Raw genomic sequence first — 17816 nt, 5'->3', positions numbered from 1 at the left:
CGGCGGATGTAAATTTTTCCTGAAAGGATTTACTTGTCCGATCAAACTTATCCGCCCTCCGCTGAACCGGTGTTCAGCATCACACCCGGATCGACCACCCCGATTGCGCCGGTCTGGCATACGGTTGTGCTGGTCGCGGGAATCCTTCTACTTTCCTTGGCAGGCGCGAAGCAGTTTTCCGGAGAGCATGAGGCGCATGTGAACCGGCTGCAGACGTATGCGACGACGCTTGCGACGGAGTTCGTGATGGTGGGTTGGATCTACCTGGGGATGCGGCTGCGGAAGATTCCGTTTCGGTTGATCTTCGGGAATGTCTCGGGCTCGCGTTCGCTGGGGATCGATGTTCTTGTGGCGGCGGGTTTCTGGATCAGCTCGCTTGCGGCGCTGGCGACGATCAATGCGACGTGGCTGATTACGGATGCGCTGATTCATCATCGTCCGCTGATGAACAATGGCAAGCTTGACCCATCGCAGGAGAAGACGGTCCACACGCTGGCCGGCCTTGCGCCCTCGAACATGAGCGAAATAGCCGCATGGATACTGCTCTGCGTGATGGCGGGCATCAGCGAGGAGATTGTGTTCCGTGGGTATCTGCAGCGGCAGTTCACGGCGTGGGGAAGGGGAGCGCTGGCGATGGGCGTGGTGTTTTCAGCGCTTATGTTCGGCTGCGCGCATGGGTACCAGGGCGTGCATTACATGATTCTGCTGTCGATCTATGGTGCGCTGTTCAGCGTGCTGGCGATCTTCCGCCGCAACATTCGAGCGGGCATGATGGCGCATGCCTGGCAGGACATCATTGCGGGTTTGGGGCTCGCACTTTTGCATTCACGCGGTGTGATTTGAAGTCGCAATCCGATTGCGAATTCAACTTGAAGAAATTGTTACCACTTTTTCCACGTAGTGTTCGTTTTTCTCTTGACACTTGTGACACATGAATCTATACATTCCTCAACTGCAATTCATTTGCAGTATCGATGCGAACCATCGAAAAGGGAGAATAGGCAAATGGCAACTAAGAAGGCAGCCAAGAAAGCACCTGCGAAGAAGGCCGCGAAGAAGGCCGCAAAGAAGAAGTAATTCGCGACCAACAACAAAACAGGCAACACTCAAAGGGGACGCTTAGAGCGTCCCCTTAGTGTTTCTGGAGACGGATGACGGAGCCGACAAAGTACGCAGTTGACGAGAACCATCTCTCAGGGGGTGAAGCCCGCGTCGTCCGGGTGCTTTGCGGCACGACTGAAGTCGCGCCCCTTCAAAGCGCGAATGCTTAGTGTTTCCTGGCAACGAATGACGGACGGTTGGTCGCGTGGTGGCGACTAGAATCTACCGAGGAGAGACGAACGATGACGCGCCGCCGTTGGATTGCCGAACATTGGGATGAGGCCACTGCCACGCTGGTGGGGCCACAGGCCGAACACCTGGCACGCGTGCTGCGCGCACAGCCCGGGATGCAGGCGGACGTGGTGGCCGGCGGACATGTGTATCACGCCGAGGTGGCCGCGGTTGCGGCGAACGAAGTGCGGTTCAATTTGATCCGTGAACTGGATGCCGATCCTGCGCTGCCTATCACGCTGGTAGTTTCCATCTTCAAGTTCGATCACATGGAGTGGGGAATCGAGAAGGCGACGGAGTTAGGCGTGGGCGCGATCGCTCCGGTGATTGCGCGGCGCACGGAGAAGCATCTGGCGCAGGCCGCGGAGAAACGCGTGGAGCGGTGGCGGCGCATTGCGCATGAATCGGCGAAGCAGTCGCGGCGCTCGGATGTGCCGTTTATCCATGATCCCGTTGCGCTCTCCGACAGGGTGCGTGCTGACTCGGAGGCGATGCGGATTGTTCTGGCGGAGCAGGAACGCAGCACTACGCTGCGCGCGCTGGTGCAGGAAGCGATGGATGCGGGGGAGAACCAGATGCCGGTGCTGGAGTTGGCGTTTGGGCCGGAGGGTGGATGGGCGCCGGAGGAAGAGGCGCTGTTCGATGCGAATGGATGGCGGGCTGCTTCGCTGGGGCCGCGGATTCTGCGGGCGGAGACGGCGGCGGTTGCGGCGTTGGCGGTGGTGGCTTCGTTTCTGGAGTAAGGACTGCTTTTTAGACTGCCGGCTGTTGCAGTCGCCTGGAGTGAAGCAGAGAAGCGGGCCCATCCGCTTCGCTTCACTCAGCGTCAGGATGGCAAGGAAGAGGAAGCGGACAGCAGATTCGCTTCGGGAATGACAGAAAGAAAAGCAAACACAAAACCCAAGCCAAGATACGGCTTCATTGAATCCGGTTTAGTCCGGAGTTTAGAGTGACACGCCGCGTTTCCAGGGAATGAAGTCGTATTGGCCTAACTGCTCCGCTCTTGTGAGGCGAGTGCCGTTGGCGACGTCGAGGCAGAACTCCAGCAGCTGCGCGGCGCAGTCGGCGATAGTCGTGTCGCCGGTGATGATGCCGCCGGCGTTGAAGTCGATGATGTCGGCCATGCGCTCGGCTAGCTGCGAGTTAGTCGCTATCTTCACGACGGGTGCGACGGGGTTTCCGGTGGGCGTGCCGAGGCCGGTGGTGAAGAGGACGAGGTTGGCGCCCGCGCCGCTCTGGGCTGTGACGCATTCTACGTCGTTGCCGGGCGTGCAGAGAAGGTTGAGGCCGGGCGTGGTGGCGTACTGCGGGAAGTCGATCACGTCGCGCACGGGTGACACTCCGCCTTTGCGCGCCGCGCCGGCGGATTTGATGGCGTCGGTGATGAGGCCGTCCTGGATATTGCCGGGAGATGGATTCATGTCGAAACCGGAGTGCACGGCCTTGGCGCGCGCGGAGTACGCCTGCATGAGGTCATAGAAGCGCTGCGCGACTTCGTCACTGACGCAGCGGTTGATGAGTTCCTGCTCGACGCCGTGCAGTTCAGGAAACTCCGAGAGGATTGTCTTGCTTCCTAACTGGACGAGGAGGTCGGAGAGATATCCGAGGGTGGGGTTGGCGGAGATGCCGCTGAAGCCGTCAGATCCGCCACACTTGAGACCGACTGTTAAAGCTGACAGGGGAGCGGGCGTGCGCGCAGCGGTGTTAGCCCGCTCGAGAGCGGCAAAGGTGGCATCGAGGGCGGTGCTCATGAGTGCCGAGTCGCGCCCGGACTTCTGCTGATCGAAGACGAGCACGGGCTTGGACATCTGCGGATCGCGCGCGCGGAGTTCGTCCATGAGCATGCGGACTTCGGCGTTCTGACAGCCGAGGCTGAGTACCGTCGCTCCAGCGACATTGGGATGATGGATGTAACCGGCGAGCAGGCCGCATAGGGCCTGCGCATCCTGGCGCGTGCCGCCGCAGCCGCCCTGGTGCGTGAGGAAGCGGATGCCGTCGATGTTGGGAAATACTCTTCTGGTGGAAGCTTTGCTTGCGGCGGTGCCTGGGTCGTTGGCCGCGCTGGTTTGCTTTTGCTCGAGCAGCTTTCGCACGTGCTGGCGATAGCTGTTGGCCTCACTGCCATAGCCGAGTTCTTCTTCGAGGGCTTCTTTCATGCGCTCGACGTTGCGGTTCTCGCAGAAGACGAGCGGCAGCACGAGCCAGTAATTGCGCGTGCCCACCTGGCCGTCCGCGCGGTGGTAGCCCATGAAGGTGCGGTTGGCCCACGCGGTCGGATCCGGTAGCGAAAGAGACACGGAGTGGCGCTGCGCTGAGTAGGCTTCCGCGCGGTGGCGCACGTTGCGTGTGGAGACGAGGCCGCCGCGCGCGATGGGCTGCGTGACTTCGCCGACCACCATGCCGTACATGCGAATGAGGTCGCCCGGCGCCAGATCGACGAGAGCCATCTTGTGCTTGGGCGGAATGTTCTCCGTGACGGGGCTGGTGGCGTGGCCGAAGCGGACGTCGGTTCCCGCAGTGAGGGGCTGAAGGGCAACGAGCACGTTGTCGCGGCTGTCGAGTTGAAGAGCGGTTTCGGACATGGGGTCCTTCGTGGTGGCGATGCGTACAGCCCAGAATACAACTGCCGGCGATAGAAGCCCGCCTCTCCTGGGGCTCCTCAGGAATCCGGCGCGGGGCCGCCGCCCCTACGGGGCTCAGGAGATCTAGTCGATCGCATACCCAGGAATTTGTCCTCGGCTAACCTGCTGACGTCCCGCGGGGACTGTGCGGTGGCAGTTGCGGTATCCAGGTTCATTCCATTTGCAGCACGGCTGTGACGCTGATCGATATGATGGCCTGTGTCCAAGGAGTGACGGATGAAAGCACTGATGCTGCAGGGGCCGGGCGAAGCTGTGGTCGCGGAGGTGAGCGACGCTGTTCGCTCAGGAGAGGATGATGTGCTGCTTCAGGTGCGTCGCGTGGGATTATGCGGCAGCGATCTGAATTCGTATCGCGGACGGAATCCGCTGGTGAGTTATCCGCGGATTCTGGGCCATGAGATTGCAGCGACGGTGGCGGAGGTGAATCCGCGGCATCCCGAGTGGCTGGCCGGCAGTGCTGTGACGGTATCGCCGTATACGAATTGCGGGCGCTGCGCGTCATGCTTGCGGGGGCGGCCGAATGCATGCCAGTTCAATCAGACGCTGGGCGTGCAGAGGGACGGCGCGCTGACGGAGTCGATCGCGGTTCCAGCGGGGCGGCTGTACCGGGCTGAGCTTGGGATTGAGGAGCTTTGCCTGGTGGAGCCGTTGACGGTGGGGTTTCATGCTGTGTCGCGAGGGCGGGTGGCGGCGGAGGATGTGGTTGCCGTGATGGGGTGCGGCGGAGTGGGGTTGGGCGCGGTGAGCGGCGCAGCGTTTCGTGGAGCCACGGTGATCGGCATCGATGTGGACGACGGCAAGCTGGAGACGGCGCGCAAAGCGGGCGCGGCGCACACGATCAACACGGCCGCGGTGGATCTTCATGCGGTGCTGGCGGAGTTGACGGAAGGCCGCGGGGCGGATGTTGTGATTGAGGCGATCGGCCTGCCGCTGACGTTTCGCGCTGCGGTGGAGGAAGTCGCGTTTACGGGGCGCGTGGTTTACATCGGGTACGCGAAGGAGCCGGTGGCGTACGAGACGCGGCTGTTTGTGCAGAAGGAGCTGGATATTCTGGGATCGCGGAATGCGCAGCCGGAGGATTTTCAAGACGTGATCCGCATGCTGGAGGCGAAGCGGTTTCCGGTGGAGGAGGCGATCACGCATCGAGTGGCGCTGGGTGAAGCGCCGGAGATTGTGGCGGCCTGGGATAGGGAGCCGGCGCGGTTCGGGAAGATTGTGGTCGAGGTGAGCTGAGGGTTTTTGGATCAGTGCGAAAGCAGATTCCCTTGGGGAATGACAGACAAGAAAAGCAAGGGCAGAAGCACGTAGAGGCCGCGCTCCCGTCGGTCACCACGGGTGCGCGAACTTCACGAGGACACCGGCGAGTGCGCCGCCGATCAAGGGACCGAGGACGGGGATGGGAGCGTAGCTCCAGTTGGAGCCGCCTTTGCCTGGAATGGGCAGTATGGCGTGGGCGATGCGCGGCCCGAGGTCGCGCGCGGGGTTGATGGCATAGCCGGTGGTGCCGCCGAGCGAGAGGCCGATGCCCCACACCAGGCTGGCGACGAGCCATGGGCCGATGCCGGCTGCGGGTCCTTTCTCCGCGACGCCGGGAGAGAAGATGGCTCCGGCGACGAGGACCAGCAGCGCGGTGCCGATGACTTCGCTGAGGGTGTTCCATATGGGAGCGTTGATTGCGGGGCCGGTGCAGAAGATGCCGAGCTTGGCGGCGGGATCAGGGGACTGCGCCCAGTGCGGTGCATAGTGAAGGGTCATGAGGGTGGCGCCGCAGAATGCGCCCGACATTTGCGCCGACCACATGGCGAGCACCGATCCATATTTGCCGCTAACGATGGCGCCGGCGAGGGTGATCGCTGGGTTGAGCGCGGCGTCGTGGCTGCCGAATCCTTGTGCCACCATGACTCCGCACATCACGGCGAGGGCCCATCCGGTGGTGACGACGATCCACCCCGAATCTGCCGCGTAGGACTTGCGCAGGGTTACGCCGGCGCACACGCCGTTGCCGAGCAGAACAAGGACCAGTGTTCCCATAAACTCGCCGAACCACGGAGAATGCATTGCTAACTCCTCAACTCGTTGGCAAAACGTCAATAGAAATTTCGCAGGCCGAAGTTAGAACCAGGTTTTCTGCTTGTGGGCGGTGGAGGCGGGGGTCGCAATGTTGAGCTTCATACCTCTCGCATCGACGCCGCCCGTGGTTCGGAGCCGCTGCGTTTCAGGGCGCATCAGCCGGGGATTTCTGGAACGAATGCATTCTCTACTGCGAATCGATCGTTTGCCAAGAGCAGGCCGCGACGTCGTTAGCGGAGGTCAGAGTACTTGCTCCAATTTGTCAGCAGTTCATGCACGACGGTGTGGCCGACCTTGTAGGCAGACTCGAGCGCGGGGACATACGCGCTGTAGGTGCCGATGCGCTGTCGCGAAAGGCTCTGGGCGGCATCGAGATCGCGCGGCTGCTGGTCGTAGTTGCTCACCGTGCGCAGCACCAGGACGCGGCGAAAGTCGACGCGGCCGGCGTGAGCGAGAAAGTCGAGGGACTGCAGCGTGCCCGAGTCCTCCATGGCCGTGGTGGCGAAGTCGCCTTTGCCGGCGGTGAAGTAGCGCATCCACTCGGATGCCCAGGCGTCCTGTAGCTTGCCGTGCCAGTAGCGGGAACTGCTTACTTCATCGCCGATGGTGACAAAGGGAGACCGCTGCGCTGCTGCACCGTCGAAGCCGGTGCGGACCTCCTTGAGGTGGTCCGAGTCGGCGAGCGGGATATCTCTGGTGAGCTTGAATGCCCAGTCAGCCAAGGCAGGATTGAGAGCATACACCTGACCGGCGAGTGGTGCGGCGGGCGATTCGAAAGGGCGGGTCTTGCGTAAAGGGAGATATCCGGTGGGCCAGTCCTTTGGAATTTCGCGCGCATCGATGTCGTAGCCCAGGTCACCGTCGACGACCCAGCGTGCCCAGGCTGCGGAGCCGAGGGATATGCGATCCGGATTGCCGCCGGCGATGCCCGCGATGATCCAGTACGCGCGCGAGAGGTCAAAGCGCGGATCGAGACCAACGGCCATGATGGTGGCGGCCGCATGCGCTGTGCCCGGGCCGGTAAGGACTGCCATTTCGCCCTGGTCATTGATGTGCACGGGGTGATAACCGGCAGGCAACGGGTAGACGCGATCGAGATGGTCGCGCTCCACCCAGTACTGCAGCTCGCCGGGCGCGTCACCGGTGTCTTCTCCCACTTCAAACATGGTGACGACCACGACTTTCACGGGGAGAGGGTTTTGTTGGGGGAACGCGGCGCCCGCGACGACGCATAGAAGGACGTAGAGAGAACAATGGCGGAACGAACGAAGCATGTTGCGATCGTATATTCCTGAGGCTGGCGGAATGGATGCGTCTGTGTATCAGATGAGGGAGATCAGTCGCCTGAAGAGGAGGTGTTCTGCTTAAAAGCGCGAAGAACAGCGGCGGCGGGGCGCATGCGGCGGCAGCTCACAGTGGCCGGATAGGCGCGGGCCTGGGGTATGGACGGAGGGCGGCGGGAGAAATCATAATGGCGCCATGGCGCTGAAATTTACCACGTCGTATCTCGAGGATTCGCTGGAACTGTTTCGCCACTATAAGCGGCTGGCTGACCGGGCGATGGCGCAGGTGGCGGACGAGAAGCTGTTTGCGTCTCTGGGCGAAGAGTCAAATTCGATTGCCATCATCGTGAAGCATATGGCCGGGAATATGCGGTCGCGCTGGACGGACTTTCTCTCGAGCGACGGGGAGAAGCCGACACGCGATCGCGACAGTGAATTCGAAGATCCGGCGGCGACGCGCGAAGCGCTGATGCGCGATTGGGAGAGCGGCTGGGCGGCGGTGTTGGGCGCGCTGGAGCCGCTGACGGATGATGATCTGGAGCGCACGGTGACGATCCGCGGCGAGGCGCACTCGGTGATGCAGGCCATCAATCGACAGGTGGCGCACTATGCGCACCATATCGGACAAATTGTGCTGCTGGCCAAGCACTTTGCGGCCGAGGAGTGGGAGTCGCTGACGATTCCACGGAGGCAGTCGGCGGAGTTCAATCGCCGGGTGTCGGCTGGCGAGGCGAGCCAGCGTTAGGGCTTGCGGCCATTTTTTGGCGGGAGAGAAAAGCAGATTCCCTTCGGGAATGACAGAAAGAAAAGCACAATGCACGCCTAGCGGATGGCTTCAAAGCGGCTGCGCGAGCAAAAACAGGACGGGCAGATCCTTGCTTCATCTTCGAACTCGGACGTAAAGCCGCAGACCGGGCACACGTAGAAGTCGCGGACCATGGTGATCCACGCGTCCTCGTCCTCGATCTCGAGCAGAGCGAGAGCTTCATTGAAGAGGCGGGCGTGGGTCTTCTCGGCTGCCAGAGCCCAGGTGAAGGTGCGCACCATGGAGACCTCGCGCGCGGTGCGGGCCATATCCGCGCAGGTGGGATAGATGCTGCCCACTTCGCAGAGTTCGGCGGCCAGAGCGGTGCGGACGTTCTCGATCGTGGTGCCTTCTTCCGTTCTGGCTGGAACGAAATGCAGATCTGGCTCGAACTGGTGCAGGATGCGGCGATGATTCGCGGCGTGGATTTCTTCAGCCCGCGCGACGCCGCGGAACAGGCTGGCTACCCCATGCCATCCTTCGCCGTCAGCCTTTTCGGCAAATTCCAGGTAGCGCAGGTGGGCGTTGGATTCGTTGTCGAGGGCGTTCTGGAGCTTCTCGATGAGGATTTCCTGTTCAGAGGCGACGGCATGCATGGTTCACCTCGTACTTCCGATCCAGCTTGCGGCCAGTTGGAATTCTGCGCTGTGACGGCGGTTACGTAAGGGCAGGGACCAGGAACCGGGGATTAGAAAGGCAGGGAATAGGGGATAGGGAGCAGGCAAAAAAGAGCGGACAGACTTTGGGGTCTGTCCGCTCTTTGAGACGGTGGGAATCGAACGACTAGGGGCGGGCGGCGGCGGCGCCCTGCGGGGTCTCGTGGGCCTGGGCCTTCTCGGCCAGCACCTTGTGGGCGTTGTCTTCGAGAGCCTGGGCTTCAGGGAGGAAGGTGAGGGCCTTCTGGATCTCGGGATCCCAGTCGGCGTGCGCGCGGAGCCCCTGCAACTGGCCGTACTGACTGGTCAGCAGCGCCTGCTTGATATTGATTTTCAGCCAGTCCGCGTTGTCGTTGATGTCTTTCTCAGCGAAGGGGATGTTCATGCTGGTGAGGAACTGCTTGAACTCGTTCATCACCGCATCGTCCACCTTGAAGTCCTTGTCGACGGTGTGGTTTGCCAGGTAGTGCGGGGCGAAGTGGAAGAAAGTGTACTGATAGCCGACTTCATCTTCAAACTTGTTGGCCTTGGGCGAGTCGATCTTCTCGTCCGGGGTGATGCCGCCACCGCCGTAAACCGTGCGGCCGGAGTCGGTCATCTTGACTTCCTGGTTGGTCTTGTCGGCGGGCTGGGCGCCGGCGTGATTGTAGTAGTAGTCGTAGAGCGACACGCCGGAGTAGTTGCGCTGGATAAGGCGGCCGGAGGGCGTGTAGTAGTGATAGGTGGTCAGGGCGAGGCCGGTGTTTTCGCTGAGGTTGTAGACCGTTTGGACCAGGCCCTTGCCGAAGGTCGTTTCGCCCACGATGAGGGCACGGTCGTGATCCTGCAGGGCGCCGGAGACGATTTCCGCGGCTGAGGCGGTGTTGCGGTTCACGAGGACGACGATGGGAAAGCTCTTGCCGTCGTTGCCGTGGGTGGCAGTGTAGTTCTGGTCGGGATAAGCGCGGCCGCGTTGGGAAACGATGGTCTGGCCCTTGCTCAGGAGGTGATCGCAGACCTCGACCGCCTGGCTGAGCAGGCCGCCGGGGTTTCCGCGGAGGTCGAAGACGAGGCCCTTGATGTTGCCGAAGCTGTTGACGGCGTCGATGACTTCCTGGGCGGTGGTTTCCTGAAACTGGGTGAGATGGACATAGCCTACGCCGGGGCGGATCTCATATTTGAGGTCCACCGAAGGGTGGGGGATCTCATCGCGGACGAGGTCGAAGGTGATGGGCTTGGTCTGGCCTTCGCGGGCCATGGTGACCTGAACGTGGGTGCCTTTAGGTCCCTTGAGGGCCTTGGCGACGGCGTCGGACGAGGCGAGCGAGTCGGGATTGTTGCCCTCGGTGACGACCTGCTTGCCGTCCACGGCGGTGATCACGTCGCCGGGGCGGATACCGGCGCGGAAGGACGGCGTGCCCTCGTAGGGAGTAATGACGTAGATCTTGTTCTTCTGCTGCTGTATGACCATGCCGACGCCGTAATAGTGGCCGCGCTGGTCTTCGCGCATTTTGGCGTAAGCCTTTGGATCGTAGAAGTTTGAGTGGGGGTCAAGGGTGCGGAGCATACCCGGGATGGCGCCGTCGTAGATGACGGTGTCGACCTTGTCGCCGGTGATGGCCTCGGCGTAGTTCTGCTCCACCAGCGCGTATACGTTGGTGAACTGCTTGAGGTTATCGCGGATCTGGCTTTCGTCCTCAGAGGACTGGGCGCCCACTTTGCGCTGAAGCATGGTTCCGAGCATGGCGCAGACTGCGAAGAAGAGAATGATGCTGAATAGTGCCCGGCGGGCGCGGGGAGTCATAGGCGGACAGAACCTCCGGCGGCAGATGCAGCGGCGGCAAGAGACACGCCTAGCACAGCAGCCTTTGCACTAAAGTATAGCGCACTGATTGTTGGACGCGGGAGACAGGAATTAGGGAGTAGGGAATACGGTCCTCTAGTTCCTATTCTCTATTCGCTATTCCCTGCCTTCTGTCTTTCCCGCTCGCCCAACATTTACAATGGCGTCTATACCTCAGGTGGGGATCGTTGGACCCCTGCCGTGTGTGCCGACCTATGACCTTGACTTTTCTTCGTATCCCCGCGGTGGCCGCTTTGACGGCAGCCCTGCTTGCAACTTCCGCCCTGGCGCAGACGCGTCCTGCTGAGCCGGCGAGCCCCTACGGCGGCGTCACGGTAGAAGAGATTCTTGCCCGCGTGAATGACCAGATCATCACCCGGTCCGATTACGACCGCGCTCAGAAGGAGCTGGACGACGAGGCCCGCAAGCAGGGCGCGACGATGCAGCAGATCTCCGATGCGCATAAAGACTTGCTGCGTAACCTGATCGATCAGCAGCTCTGGATCTCGAAGGGCAAGGAACTGGGCATCACGGGCGAGACCGAGCTGATCAACCGCCTGAACGAGATCCGCAAGCAGTACAACCTGGGTACGCTCGAGGACCTGGAGAAGGCGGCCCAGGAGCAGGGCGTCAGCTATGAGGACTTCAAAGCTAATATTCGCAACCAGATCGTCACGCAGCAGGTGATGCGCGACGAGGTGGGCCGGCACATCTCCTTCACACCGGGCGAGGTGCAGCGCTACTTTGAGGAGCACAAGAAGGACTATGAGCAGCCGGAGAGCGTGAAGCTGAGCGAAATCCTGATCAGCACGCCGGCCGACGCCAGCGACGCGCAGGTTGCGGCGGCGAAGACGAAGGCTGAGGGGGTCGTGGCCAAGCTGAGGGGCGGCGAAGACTTCGTGCAGGTGGCCAAGGCATCCAGCGAGGGGCAGACGGCCGCGCAGGGCGGCGACCTGGGGACGTACAAGCGCGGACAACTCAACAAGGTGTTTGAGGACGCGACGTTCGGCCAGCCGACGGGAACGATTACCGACCCGATCCGCACGCGCCAGGGATTTGTGATCTTCAAGGTGGTGCAGCACAATGCGGGCGGCGCTCCTGAATATAAGGATGTGGAGCAGCAGGTTGAGCAGGACTACTACGGGTCGAAGATGGAGCCGGCGATCCGCGAGTATCTGACGAAGATGCGCGAAGACGCGTACATCGACATTTCTCCGGGGTTTACGGACACGGGCGCCAGCACCAACAAGCGCGTGAATCCGATTGCCTACTCGGCGTATACGCCGCCCCAGCCGAAGAAGAAGAAGAAGGTTGAGCGCACGCGGTTCCGCGAGAACACCCATTTCCGCTCGAAGACGTCGATGCCTGGACAGACCTCTTCAGCGAGTGGCGAAGCAGCGCCGACGGCGGCTGCCGCGGGGTCGACGCAGACCAGCACGGCCAGCGCGGCTGCTCCGACGATGAAGCCGGGCAAGAAGGAAAAGATCCGCTTCGGGCAGGCGCCGACCAAGACGCTGCCTGCCGGACAGGAAGCTCCGACGGAAGATGCCGGCGCAACCGGGCAGGGCGTGGGCGAGGGAGCTCAGACTGCGCAGGCGGCACTGCCGGAAGCTCCGGTGGAAGCGACGGCTCCGGAGGCGAAGAAGACGCGCTTCAGCGATCGTGCGCGTTTGCCTAAGGAGAAGAGGGAGCAAGAGCACGTTAACCCGCAGAAGGTGAGCTATCCGTCGCAGAACCCGGCATTGGCGCCGGATGCGGCGGAGGTGGCGGATCGCCAGACGCAGTCGTCAGCGCTGGGCTTGCAGGGCGAAACGAAGAAGAAGAAGAAGCAGGCGACGACTACGGGAGAGAAGACCCGCCTGAGCGACAAGAAGAAGAGCGACGAGCCGCAGCAGAATGCGGCCCCGGTTCAGCCCACGCCGATTCCGGCGGTTCCGGGCGCGCCTGCTCCCACCACGGCTCCGCAGCCGGCACCTGCGCAGACTCCGGCGTCCCCGACGCCACCGGCCCAGACACAGCCTCAGCAGTAAATTTGCTCTGTGAGATTCGGCCCTGAACGATGCGTTCAGGGCCGAACTGTTTTTGCGGGAGTGTCAGGCGGGTCTGGATTTCTCGAAGACCAAGGACGTTTTGACCTGGTGATAGCCATCGCGCAGATAGAAGCGATGGGCATCGGCGCGGGTGCTGCGCGAAGTGACGCGCAGGGTGTCGAGGCGGTGATCCCAGGTCCACTGTTCGGCGCGATGGCAGAGCAGGCGGCCGATGCCGCGGCCGCGCACGCGATCGCTGACGACCAGGCCGCCGATCATCGCGAAGGGCTCGGACTGGAGATGGCGCTGAATGGAGACTTCGATCCAGCCAACGATTTCGTCGCGGATGCAGGCGACAAAAGCCGCCTGCCCGGCAGGTTGTTCCGCGAGGCGCGCAATCCAGGCGTTGACGTCGTGGGGAGTGCGTGAATAGCCGAGCTGGGTGGTGAGCTGCGAGACCGATTCGGCATCGCTCTGCCGCATGTCGCGAATGGTGCTGAACTCGGGGATAGAGGGGAGCGCGTCGGGCACGGATTCAGGATACCGGTCCTGGTCAGCTGGCCTGCTGTGAACGGGTCCTTCCGCCCTGTTATTCTTCCCCTCAGCATGAAGGACATCTATATCGCCGATCTGGCTTCCTATGAGGAAGGCAAGCTGTTTGACAGCCATTTTCTTGTGCTGGCGCGGCAGCAGCGCACCACGCAGACCAACAAGCCATACCTGAGCCTGACGTTGTGCGACAAGACGGGGCAGCTCGAGGGGCGCGTGTGGGACGTCAACGATCCCCGGGTTGTGAAGGACTTTCAACGTGGCGACGTGGTGAAGGTGCGCGGGTGCATTTCGCGGTTTAACGATCGCCTGCAGATGAAGGTGGAGCAGTTGCGGAGGGCGCAGCCCGGCGAGGCGGAGAAGGCCGACATGATGCCGGCTACCACCTATGACGTGCAGGAGATGTGGCAGCGGCTGCTGGGATTCATCGATTCGTTCACCGAGCCGCATCTGAAGGCGCTGGTCGGAAACATCTTCAGCAATCTGCAGATTGCCACGGCGTTTCGGGAGGCGCCGGCTGCCAAGCAATTGCATCATGCGTACCTGGGCGGGTTGCTGGAGCATGTCATCAGCCTGCTCACGCTGGCGGATCGCATTGCGCCGCACTATCCGATTTTGCATCGCGATCTGCTGCTTACGGGCGTGATGCTGCACGATATCGGCAAGATCCAGGAGCTCTCGTGGGATGTGGGGTTTGAGTACACCACGGAGGGCGTGCTGCTGGGGCATATCCAAATGGGCGCGTCGCTTGCGGAGAAGACCATGGAGTCGATTCCGGGGTTTCCGCCGCGTCTGAAGACGCTGGTGCTGCATGTGATTCTTTCGCACCATGGAAAGCTGGAATTCGGATCGCCCAAGCTGCCCATGATCCCCGAGGCCCTGGTGTTGAATTTTGTCGATGATCTGGATGCGAAGATGCAGGCCATGCAGGGCGAGTTCGATCGCTGTGCGCGGGAAGGCAAGAGCGCCGAGGAGATGACCGGGAAGGTGTGGGCGCTGGATCAGAGGCAGTTGCTGAGTACGCGGGCGTGGCTGGCGGGGGACGAGACAGTTCCGAGAGAAGCGGCGGAGGCGACAGAGGCGGAACAGAGTCAGGCGGACTTGTTCTTCGGGTCGAAATAACGGCGTGGATGCGAGGCAAGAGCGATGAAGACGCTGAGTGATCCGGAAGGCAGGAGAGAGATTCTGCGGAGGCTGGCTTTGATTTGTCCTGACACGCCGCATCGCTGGGGCAGGATGAATGCTTCGCAGATGATCTGCCACGTGAGCGATGCGTTTCTGGGCGTGATGGGCGACAAGCCGATCGAGATGCCGCGCGGTTTCAACCTGTGGCCGATGATGAAGCCGTGGGTTTTATATGCGCCGTTCAACTGGCCGCAGGGCGTGCCCACGCGTCCGGAAATGGACCAGCAGATCGGCGGCACGCGGCCCGTGGAGTTCGACCAGGATATGCGGAGGCTGCTGGCTGCGATTGAGAGGTTTACGGCTCAGCCGCGAACGTTCCGGTTCCGGCCGCATCCGATGTTCAAGGAAATGAGCGAGAAAGACTGGATGCGGTGGGGATATCTGCACACGGCTCATCATCTGCGGCAGTTCGGGGTGTGATGAAGGCAGGGACCAGGGACCAGGGATCAAAGATCAGGGATTAGGGCCGCTGGGCGGGTCTGTGCTGAAGCGGGTCTTCCGGGACGACAGAATAAGAGCAGTAAAGGCAAGTGCAAAAGCGGGTCCTTCGCTTTCGGCTCAGGATGACAAGCTTGCGGGCGTATCGCGGAAATGTTTTCTACTCGCTATTCCCCTTTCGCTATTCCCTCCTTTCGCTATTCCCTTTTCCCTGTTTATGCCAGGAACCAGTCCCATTGGGCTTCGGTGAGCGGGACGACGGAGAGGCGGCCGATCTTCACGAGAGGTGAGTCGTGGAAGAGGGATGCGGCTTTGATGGCGTCGAGGGTCTTGGGCGATTTGAGGCGCTTTCCGACTTTGACCTTCACGACGGGCACCTTGGGATCGGATGCGTCCACGCTGGTTACGGTGCCGGTTCCGACGGCGCTGCGCTCCTCGCCGGTGTGGTAGAAGATCCATTTTGTGCCCTTCTTCAACTCGCGCAGGTGCTTCACGGCGGTGGGATTGGTAACGCCATCCCAAACCGTCTCGTTGTCGCGGAGGAAGTCGTCGAACGAGTACACCGTGGGCTCGGTTTTGAAGAGGAAGAAGTCGCTCATGGGGTTCATCGTACGGCATGGCGGCGCGGTGGCGCACTGGGAAATTGGGATCGGGTTGTGCGCTGAATGCTAGATTGAGAATCTGTAAATCGCTCGGGAGAAGGGGCCGGGGTGATGAGGTTGCGCGTGGTTCTTGCAGTTGCGGGTGCGTTGGTTGGGTTGGGGATGGCGGCGGCAGCGCAAGGAACGGGCGCGACGGATGCGGCGCGGTGGAAGGATGAAGCTTCGCGCGTGACTATCGTTCGCGACGACTGGGGTATCGCGCACATTCACGGCAAGAGCGACGCGGATGCTGTGTTCGGCATGATCTACGCGCAGTGCGAGGACGACTTCAATCGCGTGGAGACCAACTATCTCACCGCTTTGGGGCTGCGCGCCGAGGATGAAGGCGAGGCCGCCATCTGGCAGGACCTGAGGCAGCGGCTCTATCTGGATCACGAAGAACTCAAGCGGGATTATGCGGAGAGTCCTGACTGGTTGAAGAAGCTGATGGACGGGTGGGCCGATGGGATCAACTTCTATCTCGCGCAGCACCCCGCGATGAAGCCGAAGGTGATCACGCATTTCGAGCCGTGGATGGCCTTGTCGTTCACGGAGGGAAGCATTGGCGGGGATATTGAGCGCGTGGATTTGAAGCGGCTGGAGGCGTACTACGAAAAGAAAGGGATGCGAAGTGCGGGGAAAGAGGGAAAGAGGGAACAAGGGAAAGAGATAGCGGGTTGGGAGGTGCGGCCGCATGTGGCAGTCCCGTGGATGGAGCCGCGGCCGAGCAGTTCAAATGGGTTTGCGATTGCGCCTTCGAACGCGGCCAATCACCATGCGCTGTTGCTTATCAATCCGCATACGTGGTTCTTTTTTCGCAGCGAACTGCAGATGTCGAGCGATGAAGGCCTGAATGCGTACGGGGCGGTGACCTGGGGGCAGTTTTTTGTATACCAGGGATTCAACGAGCGCGCGGGGTGGATGCATACGTCGAGCGGCGTGGATGCGGTGGATGAGTATCTCGAGGCGGTGGTGCTTCAGGACAAGAAGCTGAGTTACCGCTATGGCAGCGAGACCCGGCCGTTCACAACCAGGCAGATTACGATTCGGTACAAGACACCGGAGGGGCTGAAGTCGCGCACATTCATGGCCATGTATTCCCTGCATGGGCCGGTGATTGCGCAGGACGGCGAGCGGCTGGTGACGATGCAGTTGATGAATGTGCCGATTGCGGCACTGGAGCAGAGTTATTTGCGCACCAAGGCGCACAACTACGCTGAATACAAGAAGACGATGGAATTGCGCGCCAACTCGTCGAATAACACCGTGTTTGCGGATGCGGATGGAGAGATTGCGTACTGGCAGGGGGATTTCATTCCCAGGCGCGATCCGCGATTCGACTATGCGAAGCCGGTCGATGGCAGCGATCCTTCGACGAACTGGCTTGGATTGATGACGGTGGAGGAGGTGCCGCACCTGCTGAATCCGCAGGTGGGATACCTGTTCAACGCGAACGATTCACCATGGAACGGGGCCGGGCCTGACTCGTTGAAGAGGAGCGATTTTCCGGCGTATGTGGAGGAGGGGATCGAGACGCCGCGGGGTGTGCACGCGATGCTGCTGCTGGCTCCGGGCGGGAAGCCGCGGCGCGACTGGACGGTGGAGACGCTGCGGGCGGCGGCGTATGACTCCTATCTTCCATGGTTCGCGCGCACGTTGCCGGTCCTGGCAAAGGCATACGACGATTTGCCGGCGAGCGATCCACTGAAGGCGAAGCTGACGGAGCAGGTGAAGATGCTGCGGGCATGGGATTGTCGATGGGGAACGGGTTCGGTGGAGACGGCGCTGGGGATGTTCTGGGGAACGGAGTTGCTGAAGACGGTGGCGAGGCCGGCGCGCGAGGCAAAGATTCCCAGCGAGGAGTGGGTTGCGTCGGAGCTGGGGCCGCATGATCTGGTGCAGGCGCTGGAGACGGCGTCCGATCAGCTTGCCGCAGATTTTGGAACATGGCGCACGCCATGGGGCGAGATCAATCGTTTCCAGCGGCTCACGGATGAACTGGCGCCGAAGTTTACCGATGCGGGCGCGAGTACTCCGGTGCCGTTTGTGCCGGGTGGTTTTGGCTCATTGGCGGCGTTTGTGGGGCGTGCGTATCCCGGCACCAAGCGGTGGTATGGCAATTATGGGAACAGCTTTGTGGCGGTGGTGGAGTTTGGAGACAAGGTGCGCGCAAAGGCTGTGACGGCTGGAGGCGAGAGCGGAGATCCGGCGTCGTCTCATTTCGGGGACGAGGCGGCGCGCTACGCTTCAGGCAATCTGCGCGATGTGTATTTCTATCCTGACGAACTGAAGGGGCATGCGCGGCAGACGTACCATCCCGGCGAGCAGGGAACAGGCACCAGGGATTAGTCTTCAGGGATCAG

General features: G+C 61.6%; 15 protein-coding genes. 8 read left to right on the top strand and 7 right to left on the bottom strand.

The window, feature by feature from the left end; translation table 11 throughout:
• The first annotated feature begins 33 nt into the window (after nucleotides 1–33).
• Both VGL22_RS02865 and VGL22_RS02860 read left to right on the top strand, forming a co-directional pair.
• The gene (locus tag VGL22_RS02865; RefSeq protein ID WP_465265368.1) at nucleotides 34–843 is read left to right on the top strand and encodes a CPBP family intramembrane glutamic endopeptidase; all 810 of its coding nucleotides are present in this window, start codon (nucleotides 34–36) and stop codon (nucleotides 841–843) included.
• A 500-nt stretch (nucleotides 844–1343) separates the two neighbouring features.
• Nucleotides 1344–2075, top strand: a complete 732-nt coding sequence (locus VGL22_RS02860) for a 16S rRNA (uracil(1498)-N(3))-methyltransferase (RefSeq protein WP_465265367.1) — start codon at nucleotides 1344–1346, stop codon at nucleotides 2073–2075.
• 201 nt (nucleotides 2076–2276) lie between these two features.
• Here VGL22_RS02860 and VGL22_RS02855 read toward each other — a convergent pair whose 3' ends face one another.
• A complete protein-coding gene (locus tag VGL22_RS02855) occupies nucleotides 2277–3914 on the bottom strand; it encodes a UxaA family hydrolase (protein ID WP_465265366.1) in 1638 nt (545 codons plus the stop codon).
• 276 nt (nucleotides 3915–4190) lie between these two features.
• On the opposite strand from VGL22_RS02855, the gene VGL22_RS02850 reads away from it, so the two are divergent.
• Complete coding sequence (locus tag VGL22_RS02850; RefSeq protein WP_465265365.1) at nucleotides 4191–5207, top strand: zinc-binding alcohol dehydrogenase family protein; 1017 nt, start codon at nucleotides 4191–4193, stop codon at nucleotides 5205–5207.
• Nucleotides 5208–5300: 93 nt separating this feature from the next.
• Here the strand turns inward: VGL22_RS02850 and VGL22_RS02845 are convergent, their stop codons facing one another.
• Both VGL22_RS02845 and VGL22_RS02840 read right to left on the bottom strand, forming a co-directional pair.
• Nucleotides 5301–6032 carry an MIP/aquaporin family protein gene (locus tag VGL22_RS02845; RefSeq protein WP_465265364.1) on the bottom strand — a complete coding sequence of 244 codons (732 nt, stop codon included), beginning with the start codon at nucleotides 6030–6032 and terminating at the stop codon, nucleotides 5301–5303.
• Nucleotides 6033–6274: 242 nt separating this feature from the next.
• Nucleotides 6275–7318, bottom strand: a complete 1044-nt coding sequence (locus VGL22_RS02840) for a purine nucleoside permease (protein WP_465265363.1) — start codon at nucleotides 7316–7318, stop codon at nucleotides 6275–6277.
• Between the two features lie 205 nt (nucleotides 7319–7523).
• Here VGL22_RS02840 and VGL22_RS02835 point away from each other — a divergent pair, with 205 nt between their 5' ends.
• Nucleotides 7524–8072 (top strand): DinB family protein, encoded by a 549-nt coding sequence (locus VGL22_RS02835; protein ID WP_465265362.1) that lies wholly within the window; start codon nucleotides 7524–7526, stop codon nucleotides 8070–8072.
• 77 nt (nucleotides 8073–8149) lie between these two features.
• On the opposite strand, the gene VGL22_RS02830 is transcribed toward VGL22_RS02835, so the two are convergent.
• Both VGL22_RS02830 and VGL22_RS02825 read right to left on the bottom strand, forming a co-directional pair.
• Complete coding sequence (locus tag VGL22_RS02830) at nucleotides 8150–8728, bottom strand: rubrerythrin family protein (RefSeq protein WP_465265361.1); 579 nt, start codon at nucleotides 8726–8728, stop codon at nucleotides 8150–8152.
• A gap of 187 nt (nucleotides 8729–8915) precedes the next feature.
• Nucleotides 8916–10571, bottom strand: a complete 1656-nt coding sequence (locus VGL22_RS02825) for a S41 family peptidase (protein ID WP_465265360.1) — start codon at nucleotides 10569–10571, stop codon at nucleotides 8916–8918.
• Between the two features lie 254 nt (nucleotides 10572–10825).
• On the opposite strand from VGL22_RS02825, the gene VGL22_RS02820 reads away from it, so the two are divergent.
• Complete coding sequence (locus tag VGL22_RS02820; RefSeq protein WP_465265359.1) at nucleotides 10826–12640, top strand: peptidylprolyl isomerase; 1815 nt, start codon at nucleotides 10826–10828, stop codon at nucleotides 12638–12640.
• A 63-nt stretch (nucleotides 12641–12703) separates the two neighbouring features.
• Here the strand turns inward: VGL22_RS02820 and VGL22_RS02815 are convergent, their stop codons facing one another.
• Nucleotides 12704–13171, bottom strand: a complete 468-nt coding sequence (locus VGL22_RS02815; protein WP_465265358.1) for a GNAT family N-acetyltransferase — start codon at nucleotides 13169–13171, stop codon at nucleotides 12704–12706.
• Nucleotides 13172–13246: 75 nt separating this feature from the next.
• Here VGL22_RS02815 and VGL22_RS02810 point away from each other — a divergent pair, with 75 nt between their 5' ends.
• Together VGL22_RS02810 and VGL22_RS02805 are read left to right on the top strand one after the other, a co-directional pair.
• A complete protein-coding gene (locus tag VGL22_RS02810) occupies nucleotides 13247–14311 on the top strand; it encodes a 3'-5' exoribonuclease YhaM family protein (RefSeq protein ID WP_465265357.1) in 1065 nt (354 codons plus the stop codon).
• A 24-nt stretch (nucleotides 14312–14335) separates the two neighbouring features.
• Complete coding sequence (locus VGL22_RS02805; RefSeq protein WP_465265356.1) at nucleotides 14336–14794, top strand: DUF1569 domain-containing protein; 459 nt, start codon at nucleotides 14336–14338, stop codon at nucleotides 14792–14794.
• Between the two features lie 233 nt (nucleotides 14795–15027).
• Here VGL22_RS02805 and VGL22_RS02800 read toward each other — a convergent pair whose 3' ends face one another.
• Nucleotides 15028–15411: an EVE domain-containing protein gene (locus VGL22_RS02800; RefSeq protein WP_465265355.1), complete on the bottom strand. Its 384-nt coding sequence runs from the start codon at nucleotides 15409–15411 to the stop codon at nucleotides 15028–15030.
• Nucleotides 15412–15537: 126 nt separating this feature from the next.
• Between VGL22_RS02800 and VGL22_RS02795 the strand changes: the two genes are divergently transcribed.
• The gene (locus VGL22_RS02795) at nucleotides 15538–17802 is read left to right on the top strand and encodes a penicillin acylase family protein (RefSeq protein ID WP_465265354.1); all 2265 of its coding nucleotides are present in this window, start codon (nucleotides 15538–15540) and stop codon (nucleotides 17800–17802) included.
• The last annotated feature ends 14 nt before the right edge of the window (nucleotides 17803–17816 follow it).

Origin of the sequence: Occallatibacter sp. (assembly GCF_036502485.1) — a bacterium.
Lineage (GTDB): Bacteria > Acidobacteriota > Terriglobia > Terriglobales > Acidobacteriaceae > Telmatobacter.
Note: the sequence above shows the minus strand (reverse complement) of the source record. Positions and strands in the feature narration are given on the sequence as shown.

Bases quoted from the DNA above. Each gene is read 5' to 3' on its own strand.
- VGL22_RS02825 (WP_465265360.1), bottom strand. From the start codon at position 10,571: ATGACTCCCCGCGCCCGCCGGGCACTATTCAGCATCATTCTCTTCTTC.
- VGL22_RS02850 (WP_465265365.1), top strand. From the start codon at position 4,191: ATGAAAGCACTGATGCTGCAGGGGCCGGGCGAAGCTGTGGTCGCGGAG.
- VGL22_RS02805 (WP_465265356.1), top strand. From the start codon at position 14,336: ATGAAGACGCTGAGTGATCCGGAAGGCAGGAGAGAGATTCTGCGGAGG.
- VGL22_RS02860 (WP_465265367.1), top strand. From the start codon at position 1,344: ATGACGCGCCGCCGTTGGATTGCCGAACATTGGGATGAGGCCACTGCC.
- VGL22_RS02830 (WP_465265361.1), bottom strand. From the start codon at position 8,728: ATGCATGCCGTCGCCTCTGAACAGGAAATCCTCATCGAGAAGCTCCAG.
- VGL22_RS02840 (WP_465265363.1), bottom strand. From the start codon at position 7,318: ATGCTTCGTTCGTTCCGCCATTGTTCTCTCTACGTCCTTCTATGCGTC.
- VGL22_RS02820 (WP_465265359.1), top strand. From the start codon at position 10,826: ATGACCTTGACTTTTCTTCGTATCCCCGCGGTGGCCGCTTTGACGGCA.
- VGL22_RS02810 (WP_465265357.1), top strand. From the start codon at position 13,247: ATGAAGGACATCTATATCGCCGATCTGGCTTCCTATGAGGAAGGCAAG.
- VGL22_RS02800 (WP_465265355.1), bottom strand. From the start codon at position 15,411: ATGAGCGACTTCTTCCTCTTCAAAACCGAGCCCACGGTGTACTCGTTC.
- VGL22_RS02855 (WP_465265366.1), bottom strand. From the start codon at position 3,914: ATGTCCGAAACCGCTCTTCAACTCGACAGCCGCGACAACGTGCTCGTT.
- VGL22_RS02845 (WP_465265364.1), bottom strand. From the start codon at position 6,032: ATGCATTCTCCGTGGTTCGGCGAGTTTATGGGAACACTGGTCCTTGTT.
- VGL22_RS02835 (WP_465265362.1), top strand. From the start codon at position 7,524: ATGGCGCTGAAATTTACCACGTCGTATCTCGAGGATTCGCTGGAACTG.